Source organism: Collinsella sp. SGI.095 (assembly GCF_050314535.1).
Lineage (GTDB): Bacteria > Actinomycetota > Coriobacteriia > Coriobacteriales > Coriobacteriaceae > Collinsella.
Map to the genome: position 1 here is coordinate 51,132 of NZ_JBNPNG010000009.1, position 18,272 is coordinate 69,403.

At 58.0% G+C, this 18,272-nt stretch carries 15 protein-coding genes and 1 pseudogene; 9 read left to right on the forward strand and 7 right to left on the reverse strand.

Annotated elements, in window-relative coordinates:
* Positions 1-54 precede the first annotated feature (54 nt).
* Positions 55-1,389, reverse strand: a complete 1,335-nt coding sequence (gene thiC, locus ACQRCA_RS05105; RefSeq protein WP_099431544.1) for a phosphomethylpyrimidine synthase ThiC — start codon at positions 1,387-1,389, stop codon at positions 55-57.
* Positions 1,390-1,560: 171 nt separating this feature from the next.
* Between thiC and ACQRCA_RS05110 the strand changes: the two genes are divergently transcribed.
* Positions 1,561-2,076, forward strand: coding sequence for a hypothetical protein (locus ACQRCA_RS05110; RefSeq protein WP_427719236.1), 516 nt, complete (start codon positions 1,561-1,563; stop codon positions 2,074-2,076).
* Between the two features lie 40 nt (positions 2,077-2,116).
* Here ACQRCA_RS05110 and ACQRCA_RS05115 read toward each other — a convergent pair whose 3' ends face one another.
* The gene (locus ACQRCA_RS05115) at positions 2,117-2,926 is read right to left on the reverse strand and encodes a YaaA family protein (RefSeq protein ID WP_427719239.1); all 810 of its coding nucleotides are present in this window, start codon (positions 2,924-2,926) and stop codon (positions 2,117-2,119) included.
* A 103-nt stretch (positions 2,927-3,029) separates the two neighbouring features.
* Complete coding sequence (locus ACQRCA_RS05120; RefSeq protein WP_427719242.1) at positions 3,030-4,427, reverse strand: aminopeptidase; 1,398 nt, start codon at positions 4,425-4,427, stop codon at positions 3,030-3,032.
* A gap of 166 nt (positions 4,428-4,593) precedes the next feature.
* Here ACQRCA_RS05120 and polA point away from each other — a divergent pair, with 166 nt between their 5' ends.
* Positions 4,594-7,344 carry a DNA polymerase I gene (polA, locus tag ACQRCA_RS05125; protein ID WP_427719244.1) on the forward strand — a complete coding sequence of 917 codons (2,751 nt, stop codon included), beginning with the start codon at positions 4,594-4,596 and terminating at the stop codon, positions 7,342-7,344.
* Between the two features lie 272 nt (positions 7,345-7,616).
* On the opposite strand, the gene ACQRCA_RS05130 is transcribed toward polA, so the two are convergent.
* The gene (locus ACQRCA_RS05130) at positions 7,617-8,444 is read right to left on the reverse strand and encodes an HAD family hydrolase (protein ID WP_427719247.1); all 828 of its coding nucleotides are present in this window, start codon (positions 8,442-8,444) and stop codon (positions 7,617-7,619) included.
* Between the two features lie 553 nt (positions 8,445-8,997).
* On the opposite strand from ACQRCA_RS05130, the gene ACQRCA_RS05135 reads away from it, so the two are divergent.
* The 4 genes from ACQRCA_RS05135 to ndk all read left to right on the forward strand — a co-directional run bounded on the left by ACQRCA_RS05135 (position 8,998) and on the right by ndk (position 12,969).
* Positions 8,998-10,224: an argininosuccinate synthase gene (locus ACQRCA_RS05135; protein WP_427719249.1), complete on the forward strand. Its 1,227-nt coding sequence runs from the start codon at positions 8,998-9,000 to the stop codon at positions 10,222-10,224.
* Positions 10,225-10,459: 235 nt separating this feature from the next.
* The gene (locus ACQRCA_RS05140; RefSeq protein WP_427719251.1) at positions 10,460-10,630 is read left to right on the forward strand and encodes a hypothetical protein; all 171 of its coding nucleotides are present in this window, start codon (positions 10,460-10,462) and stop codon (positions 10,628-10,630) included.
* Positions 10,631-10,748: 118 nt separating this feature from the next.
* Complete coding sequence (gene argH, locus ACQRCA_RS05145) at positions 10,749-12,179, forward strand: argininosuccinate lyase (RefSeq protein WP_427719254.1); 1,431 nt, start codon at positions 10,749-10,751, stop codon at positions 12,177-12,179.
* A gap of 385 nt (positions 12,180-12,564) precedes the next feature.
* Complete coding sequence (ndk, locus tag ACQRCA_RS05150; RefSeq protein ID WP_055251725.1) at positions 12,565-12,969, forward strand: nucleoside-diphosphate kinase; 405 nt, start codon at positions 12,565-12,567, stop codon at positions 12,967-12,969.
* A 177-nt stretch (positions 12,970-13,146) separates the two neighbouring features.
* Here ndk and rpiB read toward each other — a convergent pair whose 3' ends face one another.
* Positions 13,147-13,614, reverse strand: a complete 468-nt coding sequence (rpiB, locus tag ACQRCA_RS05155) for a ribose 5-phosphate isomerase B (RefSeq protein WP_427719257.1) — start codon at positions 13,612-13,614, stop codon at positions 13,147-13,149.
* 270 nt (positions 13,615-13,884) lie between these two features.
* Here rpiB and ACQRCA_RS05160 point away from each other — a divergent pair, with 270 nt between their 5' ends.
* Positions 13,885-15,207 carry a serine dehydratase subunit alpha family protein gene (locus tag ACQRCA_RS05160; RefSeq protein WP_427719260.1) on the forward strand — a complete coding sequence of 441 codons (1,323 nt, stop codon included), beginning with the start codon at positions 13,885-13,887 and terminating at the stop codon, positions 15,205-15,207.
* Between the two features lie 366 nt (positions 15,208-15,573).
* Here the strand turns inward: ACQRCA_RS05160 and ACQRCA_RS05165 are convergent.
* Both ACQRCA_RS05165 and ACQRCA_RS05170 read right to left on the reverse strand, forming a co-directional pair.
* Positions 15,574-15,711, reverse strand: a pseudogene (locus tag ACQRCA_RS05165) (helix-turn-helix transcriptional regulator); the annotation flags it as partial.
* Positions 15,712-15,833: 122 nt separating this feature from the next.
* On the reverse strand, positions 15,834-16,916 hold the full coding sequence (locus ACQRCA_RS05170; RefSeq protein ID WP_427719267.1) for a DUF4368 domain-containing protein: 1,083 nt from the start codon (positions 16,914-16,916) through the stop codon (positions 15,834-15,836).
* On the opposite strand from ACQRCA_RS05170, the gene ACQRCA_RS05175 reads away from it, so the two are divergent.
* Together ACQRCA_RS05175 and ant(9) are read left to right on the forward strand one after the other, a co-directional pair.
* On the forward strand, positions 16,860-17,102 hold the full coding sequence (locus ACQRCA_RS05175; RefSeq protein WP_427719262.1) for a hypothetical protein: 243 nt from the start codon (positions 16,860-16,862) through the stop codon (positions 17,100-17,102). The genes ACQRCA_RS05170 and ACQRCA_RS05175 overlap by 57 nt on opposite strands.
* Positions 17,103-17,126: 24 nt before the next feature.
* Positions 17,127-17,903, forward strand: coding sequence for an aminoglycoside nucleotidyltransferase ANT(9) (ant(9), locus tag ACQRCA_RS05180; protein ID WP_052084611.1), 777 nt, complete (start codon positions 17,127-17,129; stop codon positions 17,901-17,903).
* The last annotated feature ends 369 nt before the right edge of the window (positions 17,904-18,272 follow it).

Consider the following 18,272-nt stretch of genomic DNA (forward strand, 5'->3'; position numbering starts at 1 on the left):
CACACGTCAACAATTGACGAACGCCTTGTGGCCGATTATGGCTCCGGTGACGAGTTAGTCCTCCATGCCGAGGTCGATCGTCGTGCCTTCGAACACCTTGTTGACGGTGCGGACGGCGCACATCTTGCCGCACATGGTGCAGGTGCCCTCGGTGGCAGCAGGGGATTCCTCGTAGCGCTTCTTGCCGGTGACCGGGTCGAGCGCGCACTTCCACATGGCGTCCCAGTCGAGCTTGCGGCGTGCCTGGCCCATCTTGTCGTCCATGTCGCGGGCGTGGGGCACTTTTTTGGCGATGTCGGCGGCGTGTGCGGCAATCTTGGTGGCCATGAGGCCGTCGAGCACATCCTGGGCGTTAGGCAGGCATAGGTGCTCTGCCGGTGTCACGTAGCACAAAAAGTCGGCACCCGAGCTCGCGGAGATGGCGCCACCGATGGCTGCGGTGATGTGGTCGTAGCCCACGCCGATATCGGTCACCAGCGGCCCGAGCACGTAGAACGGGGCGTTGTGGCACAGGCGCTTCTGCAGTTTCATGTTGGCGGCGATCTCGTCGAGCGCCATGTGCCCCGGGCCCTCGACCATGACCTGGACGCCGGCGGCCCAAGCGCGCTTGCACAGCTTGCCCAGCTCGATCATCTCGGCGGTCTCGGTGGCGTCGTTGGAGTCGTAGAGACAGCCCGGGCGGCAGGAGTCGCCGAGCGAAATCGTTACGTCGTACTCGTGGCAGATCTCGAGCAGCTCGTCAAAGTACTCGTAGAAGGGGTTCTCGTTGCCGGTGACCTCCATCCAGCCAAACAGCAGTGAGCCGCCGCGGCTGACGATGTTCATGAGACGGCCGGTCTCCTTAAAGGTTTTGGTGACCGACTTGTTGATGCCGCAGTGGATGGTCATAAAGTCCACGCCGTCCTCGGCGTGCGCGCGCACGACCTCGAACAGGTCGTCCTTGGTAAGCTTGACAAGCGGCTTTTCCATGTAGCCGATGGCGTCGTACATGGGGACGGTGCCTACCATGAGCGGCGTCTCGTCGATGAGCTGCTGGCGGAATTGGCGCGTCTTGCCCGAGTTGGAGAGGTCCATGATGGCGTCGGCGCCAAAGTCCTCGGCGATCTTGACCTTCTTCCATTCCTCAGCGGCATCGGCCTTGTCGCCCGAGATGCCCAGGTTGACGTTGACCTTGGTAGACAGGCCCTCGCCGACGCCAAAGGCGCGCATGCCCTTTTTGATATGCACGATGTTGGCGGGAATGGCGATGCGGCCGTCGGCCACGCGCTCGCGGATGTACTCGGGGTCGCGATGCTCGCGCTCGGCAACCTCCTTCATCTGCGGTGTGATTTGTCCGGCGCGGGCGAAGTCGATTTGCGTGACGAGCTTGGGCTCGGTCTGTGTGCTCATTGGCACGGCTCCCTTCGTTGGCATTACCCATATCAGGTTTGCGGGTCAGGGCGGGCGCGCCCAGTCTCAGCCTGCCGTCTTGTCCTGCAAGCTCCCCGTTTATGTGGTGGGCTCAAGTATAGCTCGAATGGGTACGATTGACGCGACGAGCATGCCCGCGGGGAGGCGAACATGGAAGACAAGCATCTGTATCGAGAGACGCAGTGGGATGTGTCGGCCGAGGAGAGCCGCGCCCATCATGGGCTGGTCGCAATTGGTTTCGCGATTCTTGTCGTGATGGTGATTGCCTGTTGTATCTGGACGTTTGGCGGGCGTGGGGGAGTTTCCTGGACGTTTGAGGCGGACGATAGCCTGCCGATTATGACGGCGAAGGTCGCGGGTGGCAATACCGTTGCCGCGCCGGGCGACTATTGGTATCCGCGCGACAAGTTTGTGCAACTGCAGCTGAGCGGTGGTTCCATTCCTGGTGAAGAGATCGAGCGCGTGACCTTCGATGCGTCGCTTAGGACGCTGTCGGTCGAGCTCAAAGATCAGGGGGATGTACCCACGACCATGGATATAGCCCTGACGGAATGGCGCCTGGAGCCTCCGTCGGGTGTTGAGACGCCCGAGGTGGAGCACGTTAAGGTTACCTACCAAGATGGCTCGACGAGCGAGATTGCAAAAGCCGACGGCCTGGCGGAATAGACGCCGTGCCTAGGCAGCACATTCAAAAGTAGCGGTAGTCCTACAAGGCCTGTTCGTTCAGGAAGACCAAAGTGTTTTTATTTGAAAGCTCGGGAAAGTAACGATAACCAACGTCGAACGCGGTGAGCCCGCTTGCATCCTCGAACTTGTTTTCTGCCATCCAGCGCACCATGGAGCCGCGCGCTTTTTTGCTGGCGGTCGAGCGTTGGATGGGCTTGCCGTTGCGGATGCCTTCGCCAAAGAGACATGTGACGACCGTGGCGTCGGTGGTGAGGCGGGTCAGAACGGCTTTGGCGTATTCCGCGCTGGCGAGGTTGACGATCGTGGCGTTGGAGCCTGCCGGAGCGATGACCCGTGCGAGCTTGTCGCCCCAAAACGCGTAGAGGTCTCGGGCGTCGTCGACGGCAAGCTTCGCGCCCATCTCCAGCCGATACGGTTCAACGGCATGAAAGGGGCGTACGCATCCGTAAAGGCCCGAGAGGATCCACAGATGGTCTTGCAGCCATGCGAGCTGTGCGGAATCCATCACCTCGGGCGCCATGCTTTGGTATTGAATGCCGTGATAGGACATGACGGCAGGGGAGAGGTGACGGGCGAGTGCGGGATTGTCGAGATCGCCGTTTTGCAAGATGGGCTCGAACTCATGCAGGGTGTTGAGGCAGGGCCCCAGCAGTTTGTCACTCACGTTCCACAGCGCCTGCAGGCTGCCGCTGCCTTCATTCCGCTCGATATCTAGCAGTGCGCGGTGGAGGCGAGCCGTCTCGCGCACAAAGGGTGGAATGCCCAGGACTTCAAAAGCATCTTGGGCTGCGCGCATCTGCTTGGCGGGCGAAATGATGACCTGCAGCATGGACTCTCCTCTGCCAAAAAGGAAGTTGCGGTGTAATACGGTCTGTTTTGGCCGTTTATGGGCCAGTTTAGTCCGTATCTCACCGCAACTGATGAAGGGTTGATTATGCGCGCTCGAGGAAGGCCTTGTAGCCGCGATAGGCCTCGTAGATATCGGCCTTGTTGGCGACCTCCCACAGGGCGTGCATGGACAGGACGGCAACGCCGGAGTCGATGACGTTCATGCCGTACTTGGCCATGATGTAGGCGATGGTGCCGCCGCCGCCCGCGTTGACGCGACCGAGCTCGCAGGTCTGGAAGTCCACGCCGGCCTCGTCCATAATGTCGCGGATGAGGGCCATATACTCGGCGTCGGCGTCGTTGGAACCGCCCTTGCCGCGGCTGCCCGTGTACTTGTTAAAGCACAGGCCGCGACCCATAAAGGCTGCATTCTTGGTCTCGAACTTGCCGGCGTAGCCCGGATCGAAGCCGGCGGATACGTCAGAGGAGAGCATGCGGCTGCGGGCGAGTGCGCGGCGCAGGGCCAGCGGGCTGCCCTCGCCGGCGAGCGTCATGATCTCGGCGACGGTGTTCTCGAAGAAGCGGCTTGTCATGCCGGTGGCTCCCACGGAGCCAATCTCCTCCTTGTCGACGATGAGCGTGATGCTCGTGCGCTCCACGTTGGCCACATTGATCTGGGCGAGCATGGAGGGGTAGGCGCAGACGCGGTCGTCGTGGCCATAGCCCAAAATCATGGAGCGGTCGAGGCCCATGTCGCGGGCGGGGCCGGCGGGCACGACCTCGATTTCGGCGGAGAGGAAGTCCTCCTCCTCGACGTCGTACTGCTCCTTGAGGATATCCAGGAACATCTGCTTGACGGGCTCCTTGGGAGCGTCCTTGTCGTCCTCGTCAAATTTTACGGGACGGCCGCCCACGATCACGTCGAGGATCTCGGCGTCGACGGCGTCCTTGGCGGGCTTGGACATCTGCTCGCTCGAGAGGTGGATCAGCAGGTCGGAGATGGTAAAGACCGGATCGTCGGCCTTGTCGCCGATGTTGATGTCGACGGTGGTGCCGTCCTTTTTGCAGATGACGCCCACGAGTGCGAGCGGGGAGGCCACCCAGTGGTAGCTCTTGACACCACCGTAGTAGTGCGTGTCGAGGTAGGCCATGTCGCCGGCCTCGAACGCGGGATTCTGCTTGAGGTCAAGGCGCGGCGAGTCCACGTGGGCGCCCAGGATGTTAAAGCCCTGCTCGAGCGGGGCGGTGCCCAGGTTGACGAGCATAAGATCCTTGCCGTGGTTGGCGGCGTACACCTTGTCGCCTGCCTTGAGCTCGCGGCCTTCGGCGATCACGGTCTCCAGGTCGACGTATCCCGCCTCCTCGGCCATCTTGATGCCGGTCTTGACGCACAGGCGCTCGGTCTTGTTCTCGCTCAAAAACTGCTTATAGCCGCGGCAAAGCTCCTCGAGCTCCTCGATTTGCTGTGGCGTGTACTTTTTCCATGCGCAGGGACGCTCCATGACGCAGGCTCCTTTCGGATCGATCGTGCTGGTTGTTGTACCGTGAGCCATCGTATCACTCGGGAACGCGCGGTGGCGGGGGAGCTTGATGTGCGGTGGCCGCGGGGCGGGGAGCGTGTAAACTGGAGTGAGCAAGCCGTGCCCAGTCCAAAGCGAGGTATTCAATATGTCTGACAAGCGCCGCACCTTTGCCGTTATCGACGGCAACTCGCTCATGCACCGCGCCTTCCACGCCGTGCCGCCGACCATGAACGCGCCGGACGGTCGCCCCACCAACGCGATCTTTGGCTTTCTGAACATGTTTCTTAAGATGATCGATGCCTTTAACCCCGACGGTGTGGTCGTGGCGTTTGACAAGGGCAAGCCGCGCGTGCGCATGGAGATGCTGCCGCAGTACAAGGCGCAGCGCCCGCCCATGGACCCCGATCTGCATGCGCAGTTTCCCATGATTAAGGAGCTGCTCACGGCGCTCAACGTGCCAATTCTGCAGTCCGAGGGCTGGGAAGGCGACGATATCCTGGGAACCATGGCGCGCCTGGGTGAGGAGGCCGGCTGCGACATGCTGCTGGTGACCGGCGACCGTGACATGTATCAGCTTGTGACCGAGCACGTCAACGTGGTCTCGACTCGCAAGGGCCTGTCCGATGTGGCGATCATGACGCCCGAGAGCGTGGACGACCTGTATCACGGCATTACACCGGCGCTCGTGCCCGATTTTTACGGTCTGAAGGGCGATACGTCGGACAACATTCCCGGCGTACCGGGCATCGGCCCCAAAAAGGCGAGCGCGCTCATCGCGCAGTACGGCAGCTTGGACGAGGTCATTGCGCATGCCGACGAGGTCAAGGGCAAGATGGGCGAGAACCTGCGTGCACACATCGACGATGCGCTGCTGAGCCGCAAGGTTGCGACCATCCGCACCGATGCACCTGTCGAGCTCGACTTTGACGCGACGTCCTTCCCATCGTTTTCTGCCGATGAGGTGTCCGCGGCGCTGGGCGCACTTGGCATTACGGCCATGCAGAACCGCTTCCTGGCGCTGATTGGCGGCGAGGGCGGGGTCGTGCCCGCTGCCAGCGCGTTCGAGATGCCCGCGGTTTCGCGTGCGGCCGCCGGCGATGCTGAGGCACTTGCTGCTGTGGCGGCCGAGATCTCTCGCGCGATTGATGCGGACGAGTGGGTCGCCGCCTTGGTGGACGATGACAAGGAGGAGGGTGCGCTCTTTGGCCTGACGCGTACGCTGTGGCTGGCGACGCCCAAGGGGCTCTTTGCGCTCGAGGAAGCCGATGACGGCACGCCTGCCGCTGTCGAGGGCTTCAATTCCGCCCACGGCGTTATCGCTGGCGTGCTCGCGCGCCTGTTTATGGAGGGCCGCGTGGCGAGCCCGGACATGAAGGCGTTGCTGCATGAGCTTTCGCCCATCGATTCTTCTGAGCCCGAGCTCATGGACCCGCTGGCAGTCGATTCCGTGCGCATCTTTGATACCGTGGTTGCCGCGTACCTGTTGGATTCCGACCGTTCCGAGTTTGACGAGGCATATCTGGCCGATACCTATCTGCAGATGGCGCTGCCTGCGGCGCGCGGTGCGGATGGTGCTGGCGAGGACGCTCCTGCTCCTGCTGCCCGTACCGTGGCGTTGACGCTGGCACTCGTGGCGCCGCTTCGCGACCGCATGGCCCGCGAGAACGCCGCCAACGTGTTCGATGGCATTGAGATGCCGCTCGTGCCGGTGCTTGCCAAGATGGAGCGCGCGGGCATGCTCGTAGATCCCGACCGGCTGCGCAGCCTGTCCGAGGGCCTGGCGACTCAGATTGCCGAGGTCGAGCGCAGCATTCGCGACCTGGCAGGTGATGAGACGTTTAACATCGGCAGTCCCATGCAGCTCTCGCACGTGCTCTTTGACGTTATGGGGCTTCCGACCAAGGGCCTCAAAAAGACCAAGCGCGGGTACTATTCGACCAACGCCAAAGTGCTGAGCGACCTTGCGCGCGACCACGAAATCGTGCGCCTGATTTTGGACTGGCGTGAGAAGTCCAAGATTAAGTCGACCTATCTGGACACGCTAGGTCCGCTGCGCCGTGGTGACGGTCGCGTGCACACCACGTACAACCAGACCATCACGGCAACGGGTCGCCTGTCCTCGAGCGACCCGAACCTGCAGAACATCCCGACGCGCTCTGAGCTGGGCCGTACCGTTAAGACGGCGTTTTCGGCAGGCGAGGGCAGTGTCTTTTTGGCGGTGGACTACTCGCAGATCGAGTTGCGTCTACTCGCGCATCTCTCGGGTGACGAGCACCTGGTGCGCGCCTTTAACGAGGGCGAGGACTTCCATGCCGAGACGGCCGCGCGCGTGTTTGGCGTTTCCGTGTCCGAGGTAACTCCCGACCTGCGCAGTCGCGCCAAGGCCGTGAATTTTGGCATTGTGTATGGTCAGCAGGCGTACGGTCTGTCGCAGTCGCTGCACATCTCGATGGCCGAGGCGCGTGGCATGATCGATCGCTACTACGAGGCCTACCCGGGCGTGCGCACGTTCCTCGACAACGTGGTGGCGCGCGCCAAGCAGACGGGCTATGCCGAGACCATGTATGGCCGTCGTCGCCATATTCCAGAGCTCAAGGCCAAAAACCCACAGCTCCGCGGCTTTGGCGAGCGCACGGCCATGAATCACCCCATGCAGGGCACCGCCGCCGACATCATCAAGATCGCGATGGCCCGCGTAAGCCGCCGCCTGGAAGAAGAGGGCTTTGCCGCCCACATGATCTTGCAGGTGCACGACGAACTGGACTTTGAGTGCCCCGTCGACGAAGTCGAGCGCCTGACCGCCATGGTCCGCGACGTCATGGAGCACGTCGTAGACCTCCGCGTACCCCTCATCGCCGAAGCCAGCACCGGCATAACCTGGGCCGACGCGAAATAGGAAAGCAACCACAGTTCCAAAGTAACTAAAGGCAGAAGGGGGCTCCTTGCCAACAAGGAGCCCCCTTCATTCCAAAAAATCAGCCAAGTATCTAGACACCCAAGACGCCATCTAGGCGGCAAGCAAGTCAACATAGCCATGCCCGGGGCCGGCCGTTTGATTTTTGTAGATTCCGCACGAGCCGAAGGCCACTTAATGTGGCCTTCGAGCGAGCCCAGGACCTGACCGAGCAAAAATCAAACGGCCGGCCCCGGGCATGGCGATGAGATAGATTACCGAGCCGCCAAGATGGCGTCGATGAGCGTCAGTACGCCCCCGTCGTTGTTGCTCGGAATGCGCCACTTGGCGTGCGCATTCATATGCTCTTCGGCATTGTCCACGATAAAGCTATGCCCGACGCGCTCGAGCATAGGGATATCGTTGTAGGTGTCGCCCACGGCGGCGGCATCGGCGATATCGATGCCCAAGTGCTCGCACAGGTGCGCGACGCCGGCGCCCTTGTCGACGCCCAGGTTCATAAAGTCAATCCACTCGCGGCCCGCATTGGTGACGTAGAGCTGATCCGAGAACGCGGGGTTATAGGTCTCGCGGAACGCAGGCTCGGCGTCGTAGGCGGGGAAGAAGATCGAAATCTTGTTGGATTCGACGTCAAGACCCTCAAAGGTGTCGATGTAGTTGATGGCAGAATAGTAGATGCTGATCTCGTCGTGGTACTTGTGGTCGCGCGCCAAAACGTAAGCATCGTCATAGCAGCACAGGACGGGAACGGCGCGCGGGTCCTCCACGGCATGTGCCAGGACCTTGTGGTAGAGCGCCACATCGATATTGCTCTTATAGATATAGTTGCCGCGATATATCACGCACGCGCCGTTATCGGGACAAAAGGCGAGGCGGTTCTTGATGCCCTCGAACATCTCCTCGAGCTTGGGGGCGGGACGTCCGCTGGCGGGGCAGAATACGATGCCGGCTTCGGCGAGCTTGTCCAGGCGTTCGTCAAGGCCTTGCGGCAGCACGCGCTCGTCGGTCAGCAGCGTCTTGTCCATGTCGACGGCGATGAGCTTAATGTTTCCGATATTGGCGTCCGATTCGTAAGTTTGCATAAAACGCGCCTTTCGTTTCGAAATTGTTTCAGACGTTATAACCATCAACTCGTAGTCAGGCGTATTTTCGCAGGAACGGAGCGTATTTGCACTGCATTTCACAAACTAATGAAAAAACTTTTCAGAAATTTGAATTTGTCGCTTGTGCAGCGGGCACTTTAGCGTAATATAGCGACCATCGAAAACGGAGACGGCAAAAGAGCCGCTTACCGAGGAAAAGGTACCGTTTGCGATATTAGAATTGCGCCCGGCGATAGGTGAAAGGAGAGGCAGATGCAGTTCGTAAAGATCATCACCACTGCAGACAATGCCATCCGACGCCAGCGCGCAATCTCCCGACGACGATAACAATCGTCTCTGTCCGCATGGGGCGAATTGCCTCAACAGAGTCATTTTAAGGTCGTTGGGTTTTAGCACGACATTGCTGCATGTTTCTAGGGCATGTATGTGCTGATTTTTGCTATTTAACCTGATATTGCACGATATGTGACCTTGAAATGACTTGCAACTGACCGATGTTCTAACTAGCTACCAAGGGCGAAAGGAAACAGCCATGAGCAAGGAAAAAGTCGTTCTCGCATATTCCGGTGGTCTTGATACATCCGTATGTGTCAAGTGGCTCCAGGACGAGAAGAATCTCGATGTCGTTTGCGTCTGCGGCAACGTGGGCCAGGAGGAGACCGGCCTGGATGCCAAGAAACAGAAAGCGCTCGACCTGGGCGTTCTTGATTGCCAGGTGCTCGACCTGCGCGATGAGTTCTCCGATGAGTTCCTGACCAAGGCCATCGCCGCAAATTCCATGTACGAGAACAAGTACCCGCTGCTTTCCGCTCTGTCTCGCCCGCTGCTCGCCAAGAAGCTTGTCGAGGTCGCCCACGAGTTTGGCGCGACCTACGTCGCCCACGGCTGCACCGGCAAGGGTAACGACCAGGTTCGTTTTGAGGCTGCCGTCAAGGCTCTCGACCCCGAGCTTAAGGTTATCGCCCCGGTGCGTGAGTGGGATCTGAAGTGCCGTCCCGACGAGGTCGCCTATGCTCATGCTCACAATGTGCCGGTTCCCGAGGGTGCCAACGAGAACCCCTATTCCATCGACGACAACCTGTGGGGTCGTGCCATTGAGTGCGGCCACCTGGAGGATCCCTGGAACGAGCCGCTCAACGACGCCTGGGTTATGACCAAGAATCCCGTGGATACGCCCGACACCCCGACCTACACCGAGATTGAGTTTGAGGCCGGCAAGCCCGTCGCCGTCGACGGCAAGAAGATGAAGCTCTCCGAGATCGTTATCGCCCTCAACAAGATTTCGGGCGATAACGGTTTTGGTCGTCTTGACCTGGTCGAGGATCGTCTGGTGGGCCTCAAGAGCCGCGAGTGCTATGAGGTTCCCGGCGCCCTGACGCTTATCACCGCCCACAAGGCGCTCGAGGATATTTGCGTCGAGGGCGATCTGCTCAAGACCAAGATTAAGCTCGAGCAGGATTGGGCCACCGCCGTGTACAACGGCCAGTGGTACAGCCCACTCAAAAACGCACTCGACGCCTTTATGGCCGATACCCAGAAGTTCGTGACCGGTACCGTTCGTCTGAAGTTCTTTAAGGGCAACTGCCATGTTGTCGGCCGCAAGAGCCCCTTCAGCCTCTATGACTACGGTCTGGCCACCTACGACCGCGACACCACGTTTGACGAGAAGGCCAGCGCCGGCTTTATCGAGATCGACACGCTGTCGCTCAAGACGTGGGCTAAGGTTCAGGGTCCCAGCTCTGCTGCCGCGCAGGCTTAAGTCTTCCTTCCCTTGGTATCCGCGCGGCCCATCCGCGTGATACATAACGGGCGCATGGGGTCCCTACCTTTCGTTATGCTTGCTGACACTTCTTAACATCGGTGGCCCCTACATTCCGCCCGCATATATGATGCCGCGTCTGCGGCTGAGTCCGAGCCCCGCCGGGGTTGTCCGGCGGGGCTCCTTCTATCAATTTGGCGGCTCTGCGCCTATATATATCTGAGGAGTATCCATTATGTTCAATGCTATCGCGCATGCTTTATTTGCCCTCGCGCCCGAGTTCGATGCTGCGAAGGTCGAGGATGTCCCTATGAGCCTGAAGGCATGGATTGACGGCTCGGCGAGCAACGGCTGGCGGGAGTCGATGGGCGCCAAGTGCCTGGTGCGTCACTTCTTTGCAAATTAGCCACATGGTCTCGCGCACGGCGGGGAATGTGCAAAACTAGCGGTTGATAAATCGCTTTAACGACATGGCGCTTTGCTTTGGGCGCTTGTTTTGGTATTTGGAGAAAGGGGACGGTTCCATGGCTCTTTGGGGCGGTCGTTTTGAGACAGGCGTGGCCGAGGTCACGCAGGAGTTTGGCGCGTCGCTGCCGGTCGACAAACATCTCTATAAGCAGGATATCGCTGGCTCTAAGGCACATGCCAAGATGCTGGCGGCCCAGGGCATTATCAGTGCAAAGGACGAGCAGGCGATTGCCGAGGGTCTGACCGCAATCGAACAGGATATCGATGCCGGCAACTTTACCTTCGATATCAACGACGAGGACATTCATATGTCCATCGAGAGCGAGCTGACCCGTCGCATCGGCGAGGCGGGCAAGCGCCTGCATACCGGGCGTTCGCGCAACGACCAGGTGGCGACCGATACGCGCCTGGGCGTCAAGGCGCTGGCCAAGGAGCTCATGGAGGCCAATCTTGAGCTGCGCCACGTGCTGGTGGATGCGGCCAAACAGTACGACAAGGTGATTCTGCCGGGTTACACGCACATGCAGCATGCTCAGCCCGTGCTGCTGTCGCATCATCTGCTGGCGTATTCTTGGATGTTCGCGCGCGACTTTACACGCCTGAAGGCCGCCTTTGATGCTGCCGACAACTGCCCGCTGGGCGCTGCCGCGCTTGCCGGTACGAGCTATCCGCTCGATCGTCAGATGACGGCCGCCGAACTTGGCTTTGCGGGCGTGATTCCCAACTCGCTCGATGCGGTTTCCGACCGTGATTTCCTCCTCGATCTGCATTACGCCGGCTCCGTCATGGCGATGCACCTGTCGCGTCTTTCCGAGGAGATCGTGCTGTGGTCGAGCTCCGAGTTTGGCTTTATCACGCTTTCCGACTCGTTTTCCACTGGCTCGTCCATCATGCCGCAGAAGAAGAACCCCGATTTTGCCGAGCTTATCCGCGGCAAGAGCGGCCGAGTCTATGGCAACCTGGTGCAGCTGCTCGTGACCATGAAGGGCCTGCCGCTCGCTTATAACAAGGACTTGCAGGAGGACAAGGAGGGCGCGCTCGATACCGCCCATACGCTCATGCAGTGCCTGTCCGTTATGGCCGGTATGATTTCGACCTGGACCGTCAACGAGGATGCCATGGCGCGCGAGTGCGGCGTGGGGCACCTTGCCGCCACCGATGTTGCCGATTACCTGGCCAAGCGTGGCCTGCCGTTCCGCGAGGCCCACGCCGTGGTGGGCCATTTGGTCCTGATGTGCGAGAAGCGCGACTGCAATCTTGAGGACCTGCCGTTTGAGGTGTTCCAAGAGGCAAGCCCGCTCTTTGAGCACGACATTACCGAGGCGCTCGACATTCCGTCGATTGTCGCCGCACGCACGACCGAGGGCGGTACCGCCCCTGCCGCCGTTGCCGTGCAGCTGCAGCGTGCCCAGGCACAACTCGTTGCCGACGAAGGTGTGCTTGGATCGCTGACCAAGGTCGTCGAGATGGGCCACGGGGCAAAGTAAGGGTTTAGTTGAAGCGGCTTTGGCCATTTATTGATAAATCGTTTTCGCTTTTACGGGCGTCTGCTGCAGCGGGCGCCCGTATTTTGTTGCGATGGGGAAGGGGCTTGTCGATAACTTCTGTAGGACCTTTGGGCAGGTTGTGAAGGGGCTACGTTCACGGGCGGCAACCGACCGTCCGCTCGGTTCGGTGCGGTTGATGCGCGGTCGGATGATACTCTAGTCGGGCTTCGAAACAGAAGTAACACATATGGAACGTTTTAATAAATTGTAGTGTTTCAATAAACAGTTTTTTGTTTAACTGCAGCTAAAACTCTGTTACGATGCAGTCCAGGCGGGTGCCGGAATGGGACTTGGGCACGCGCGAACCTACTTGAAAGGCTACCTTATGGCTATCGAGAAGACCTTCATCATGATTAAGCCCGACGCTGTGCGCGATCGCAAGATCGGCGAGATCGTCGCTCGCATTGAGCGTAGCGGCCTTGTCATCGAACGCATGGAGATGACCACGCTCGAGCGTGCTACCGTCGAGGAGCACTACGCCCATCTGGCGGACAAGCCCTTCTTTGGCGGTCTCTGCGACTTTATGACGAGCGGTCCGGTCGTCAAGATGGTCGTTTCCGGTCTCTCCGCCGTCTCCAAGATGCGCACCCTTATGGGCGCTACCAACCCGCTTGACGCTGCCCCCGGCACCATTCGCGGCGACTTCGCTGTCGATGTCAACGCCAACGTGATCCACGGCTCCGACTGCCTGGAGAACGCCGAGATCGAGATCAAGCGTTTCTTTGGCTAAACCAGCTTTGACTCCTCAAAGCTGTTAGCGTGTGGCTTTGGCGCCGCGGAATTCCATCCGTGGCGCCCTTTTTATTCCAGTAGATTTCTAGGTATATCCCAAAAATCTACTAAACAGCCCCCGTCCGGATGTGTGTTCCGGACGGGGGCTGTCGTTAACGTATGGTGTTGTAAGTCTTTAGGCCTCGTCGACGACCTTGAGTCCGCGGGTCTGGTCGATCTCGTTGATGAGATTGACGCGACGCTCGTGGCGGCCGCCCTCAAACTCGGCATCGAGCCACTCGTCGACAATCATCTTGGCGAGTTCGGAGCCCACGACGCGGGCACCAAAGGCGAGCACGTTGGTGTTGTTGTGCATGCGGGAGAGCTTGGCGCTGAAGGGCTCGGAGCACACGACGGCGCGTACGCCCTCGACCTTGTTGGCAGCCAGGCTAATCCCGACGCCGGTGCCACAGATGAGGATGCCCAGGTCGACGTCGCCGTTGGCAACGGCCTTACCCACCTTGTAGCCGGCGATGGGGTAGTCAAAGCTCTCGGAGGTGTCGGTGCCAAAGTTCACGACCTCGCAGCCGCGCTCCTTCAGGTGCTCGGAGATGATGTTCTTGAGCTCGACGGCGGCGTGGTCGTTACCGATACCGATCTTCATGGATGCTTCCTCTCTGGTCTGTGCGGCGAGATTGCTAAAGGTTTTACCGCGTTCGACTGCATGATAGCGCGACTTTTGTGTAAACGCTCGGGCGTTTTTTGCTCAAACGCTTTAGCATGCAATAAGACCGGCTTCTCATGAATAATGCCGCCAATTTGTGCTTGAGCGCCGTCCGCCGGAACCATGGTTGTGGTTTTTGATGCATTGTTATCAAATAATAATAGCGAACTATTTTGAGAGCCCAGCCCGTTATACAAGTAGGAGATACCTATGCCTGCCGATTCCCTTCGTGATACCGCGTTTTGCGATGTTTTGAACCGCGAGCTTGTCTGTGCGCTCGGCTGCACCGAGCCCATTGCCGTTGCCTATGCAGCGGCGCTGGCGAGCCAGACGCTCGGTTGCGAACCCGATCATATGGATGTTGCCTGCTCGGGCAACATCATCAAGAACGTAAAGAGCGTGACCGTGCCTAACTCGGGCGGTATGCATGGTATTGAAGCCGCGGCCGTGCTGGGTGCCGTGGGCGGCGACGCCAAGAGCGCGCTCGAGGTGCTCGAGAGTGTTGACGATAAAGACCGTGCTCACGTGGCCGAGCTCCTCGCCGATGCCGGCTACTGCGATGTGTCGCTTGTCGAGGGTGTGCCCAACCTCTACATCAAGGTGACTGCCACGGCCGGGGGGCATACCGCGGTCGTCGAGATTACCGACCACCACACCAATGTCACGTGCCATACACTCGACGGTATTCCGGTGTGCGGCAAGTCGGTGGGGGAGTGTGCCGCCTGCGCCGAGCGCGTGGTGGCCGAGCGCGCGGCAGATAGCGCCGACACGCCCATGTCGATTGAGACCATCATCGACTTTATTGAGGACGGCGATGTTGAGGGTGCTCGCGCTGCCGTTGAGCGTCAGATCGAGCTGAACGGCGCCATTAGCGCAGAGGGCTTGGCGCACGCTTGGGGTGCCGAGGTGGGCCGTACGCTGCTGGGCGCTCGTGCCGATGACGTCGCCTGCCGTGCCCGTGCCCGTGCAGCCGCCGGGTCCGACGCCCGCATGAACGGCTGCGCACTGCCGGTCGCCATTGTGTGCGGCTCGGGCAATCAGGGCATTACCTGTGCATTGCCCGTTATGGAATATGCCGAGTACCTGCGCTGCGACCACGAGCGCCTGGTGCGCGCCGTGATGCTGTCCGATCTTATTGCCGTGCATATCAAAAGCTATATTGGTGCACTTTCGGCGTTTTGCGGTGCTATTTGCGCCGCATGCGGCGCCGGCGCCGCGATTACCTGGCTGTGCGGTGGCACGCGCGAGCAGATTGGCGCGACGGTTTCGAACACGCTCGGCAACGTGGGCGGCATCGTGTGCGATGGCGCCAAGGCGAGCTGTGCCGCCAAGATTTCCGCAGCCGTTGATGCGGCGATTCTGGGCCACGATATGGCCATGCAGGGCCGCGGTTTCCGCGCCGGCGAGGGCCTGATCCAAGATACCGTTGAGCAGACGATCGCCAGCATGGGCTATGTGGGTCGCGTGGGTATGAAGGACACCGACGTCGAAATCCTCAACATCATGATCGGCAAGACCATCGTCGACTGCTAGGGGCTCTGGGGCACTGCATCTTGTTGTTGAAACTATCGCGCTTGTGGCTGTAAAGCACCTGTCTGCATTGCGGACAGCGAGGATCTCGCGGTATGTCACCAGGTCGTTCTCGCGCTTGATGCGCTCGAGGACGGTCGCGACAACAAGCGCCGCTATCGCCGGCAGGAACGCCGCAGCCGCGGCGACGCCGGCGCCCCAGGTGCCCTCCATCCAGTTAAACGCCGGCGACAGTATCAGCGCGAACGCCACCGCCAGCAACGCGAGCATCAGCACGGCCAGCCATAGCATCCGCGTTCCCATGCGCTTGCGATCTCTTTCGACTGCCTCTTCCATAACGGTCACGTCTCCCTTCACGAGCGTGTCTATGGAGGTGTCGAATAGGATGCTCAGCATGAGCAGACTCTGGACGTCCGGATACGTCTTGTCCCGCTCCCAGTTGCTGATCGTCTGACGCGACACGTAGAGTTTCTCGGCGAGTTGTTCTTGGGAGAGCCCCATCGCCTCGCGCCTCGTCTTTGCTCACCGGCACGTCGAGCGTCTCACCGAGGACGACGAGCATCTCCGCGTCGGGCACCGAGAGCCCCGTTTCCCTTAGTTAAAGATATTGTTGGGTATCTCAAGATGTGTCATTCGATTTTGCCGATAAAGCGGTAGAAGATTTCCACTTCCTGTTCCCGGCTTCCGTCCTCACTTTTGACCGCTTCATGGACAAGGATTTTTTCAATCAGCGTATTCAGAAGTTCAGCCGTCAATTCTGTGGGATTGACATACTGTTTCATCAGACCTATCCACTTTTCAGCGTCAACCGCTGTCTGGGCGGCGACCTCCATCGCTTCGTGAAGCCGTTCAATTTTTGCGTCCAATTCTCGCTGTTCGCCCTGATACTTTTCGGACAGCATATTGAAATTGTATTCTGTAATGCGTCCGGCAGACCAGTCCTCATACATTTTTGCAAACAGGGTGTCTACTTCTGCTTTGCGCTTTTCCGCCTTTTTCAGTTCGGCTGTCTGCCGCTTCCTTGCAGTATTGCGTTCCTTGTCGCTGGCGTTAAGTAGCCGTTTCAGAAGTTTGTCCCCATCCTGCTGTGCCAGCACAGACCAGTATTGCAGACGGGAAAGGACATAGGCGTAAAGCACATCATAGCGGATATAGTGCATGGAACACTGGTGCAATCCTTGCCCGTACTTGCTACAATGGTAGTGGGCATAGGGATTTTTGTTCTGGCTGTTCATACCATAGGCCAGCGACCAGCCGCAGTCCGCACATTTTACCAGCCCGGAAAATATCTGTGTTGTGCCGTTCTTCTGCCGTCTGCGCCTGTTGCAAATCTGCTCCTGTACTTGACGGAACACATCTTCGGAAATAATCGCTTCGTGGGTGTTCTCCACACGATACCATTCCTCTTTTGGCTTGCGTACTTTCTTCTTGTTTTTGAATGAAATATTGGTCTGCTTATTGTGGACGCTGTGTCCGATATAGGTTTCCTCTTTCAGAATACTTTTCACCTGCGCTATCGTCCACGCATAGGCTTTTTCCTCCGGCGCTCCGGCATAGATATTTGCGAAAGTGCCGTATCTCTGGAAATTCAGCCAGCCGGGAGTAGGTACTTTTTCTTCGACCAAAATCCGTGTAATGCTGGCGGCTCCCCGGCCATGAACGGCAAGGTCAAAAATCTTTTCGATAATCCACCTTGTTTCCGGGTCAATCAGAAAATGGAATGTTCCGCATTGGCGGCGTGTGCAAAATTTAGAAAAGTTACATGGGCTATGCTGCTTTTTTCAGCCGATACTCTTGCAGACCCTCATAAATACCAAGAAAGAGAATGGGGAAAAACAAGTATATCCATAGCCTTAGAATTAGCCTTAGACGCTGTTTTATCAGTTGTTGAGGAGTAAAAATAAATACATATAGGAGTTACAATGAATATAAATGAATTTCCACAACAAGTAAATCAAGTTATTTCAATAGCAGAAACCATATTACAAGGTCAAATATTGGGGATATATTTATATGGTTCAGCAACAATGAATGGGCTGCGTCCAGATAGTGATATAGATATACTGATAATTACTAAACAAGAATTGAGTAATTCAATCAGAGCAGATCTAACAAAGCAATTATTGAAAATTTCTGGCTCCGTAGGCTGTATTGAAAAAAGACCTTTAGAGGTAACTATTATCAATCAATCTGATATTGTTCCGTTGCAATTTCCGCCAAAATGTCAGTATATGTATGGTGAATGGCTAAGGGGAGAGATGGAAGCAGGAGAATATCCGCAAGCCTGCAATGACCCAGATATAATGATTTTATTATGGCAAGCAAGAAAAAATAGCATAACTTTGAAGGGGGCGGAAAGCAAAGAGCTTATTCCCGCTATCCCATTTCACGAAATTAAAAAAGCAATTCGGTTTTCTTTACCTGGTTTGATTTCCAGCTTTAAGGGTGATGAAAGAAATGTGTTATTAACCTTATCACGAATGTGGTTTACTTTAGTAACAGAAGAAATCACGACAAAAGATGTTGCCGCAAAATGGGTAATTTTAAAATTGCCGGAGAGATTCTCCCCCCTGCTAACAACGGCAAAGGAAGCTTATTTGGGAAATTTGTCTGATGAATGGGAGACAGTAGAAAAGGAAGCGATGGCACTTGTAGAATATATGAAAAAACAAATTGAGGAATTACTTAGAACAGAGTAGCAAAGTTAGCGGGGCCAATCAACGGTCAAGATGAACGGCGCATAAATGCGCCGCCGTTGACAGTCCCGCCCGTCTTTGCTGATGGGCAATCAAGGCGGGAAAGCCCTAAAATGGCTTCCCGCCCATTTCATTATGAGAAAAGAAACGCTCCAAAATCAGAACGAGAGCGGCCAAGCACTTTGAGGGATTGGCCGCCTTGTCCACCCATTCAGCGGGACGGCGGGTGGCGGTCAAGGCCGGGTGTAAACCCGTTCATTTCAGCCTTGACGGTTGCCCGCTGTCCTGTTACTTTTCCGGGAGTGTAGCCACAACTTCGGGACACTTTGTCCACAAGTCGGAGCGTAGGACGAGGGACGGGGGCTTTCATAT

Bases quoted from the DNA above. Each gene is read 5' to 3' on its own strand.
- thiC (WP_099431544.1), bottom strand. From the start codon at position 1,389: ATGAGCACACAGACCGAGCCCAAGCTCGTCACGCAAATCGACTTCGCC.
- ACQRCA_RS05110 (WP_427719236.1), top strand. From the start codon at position 1,561: ATGGAAGACAAGCATCTGTATCGAGAGACGCAGTGGGATGTGTCGGCC.
- ACQRCA_RS05115 (WP_427719239.1), bottom strand. From the start codon at position 2,926: ATGCTGCAGGTCATCATTTCGCCCGCCAAGCAGATGCGCGCAGCCCAA.
- ACQRCA_RS05120 (WP_427719242.1), bottom strand. From the start codon at position 4,427: ATGGAGCGTCCCTGCGCATGGAAAAAGTACACGCCACAGCAAATCGAG.
- polA (WP_427719244.1), top strand. From the start codon at position 4,594: ATGTCTGACAAGCGCCGCACCTTTGCCGTTATCGACGGCAACTCGCTC.
- ACQRCA_RS05130 (WP_427719247.1), bottom strand. From the start codon at position 8,444: ATGCAAACTTACGAATCGGACGCCAATATCGGAAACATTAAGCTCATC.
- ACQRCA_RS05135 (WP_427719249.1), top strand. From the start codon at position 8,998: ATGAGCAAGGAAAAAGTCGTTCTCGCATATTCCGGTGGTCTTGATACA.
- ACQRCA_RS05140 (WP_427719251.1), top strand. From the start codon at position 10,460: ATGTTCAATGCTATCGCGCATGCTTTATTTGCCCTCGCGCCCGAGTTC.
- argH (WP_427719254.1), top strand. From the start codon at position 10,749: ATGGCTCTTTGGGGCGGTCGTTTTGAGACAGGCGTGGCCGAGGTCACG.
- ndk (WP_055251725.1), top strand. From the start codon at position 12,565: ATGGCTATCGAGAAGACCTTCATCATGATTAAGCCCGACGCTGTGCGC.
- rpiB (WP_427719257.1), bottom strand. From the start codon at position 13,614: ATGAAGATCGGTATCGGTAACGACCACGCCGCCGTCGAGCTCAAGAAC.
- ACQRCA_RS05160 (WP_427719260.1), top strand. From the start codon at position 13,885: ATGCCTGCCGATTCCCTTCGTGATACCGCGTTTTGCGATGTTTTGAAC.
- ACQRCA_RS05175 (WP_427719262.1), top strand. From the start codon at position 16,860: ATGAACGGCAAGGTCAAAAATCTTTTCGATAATCCACCTTGTTTCCGG.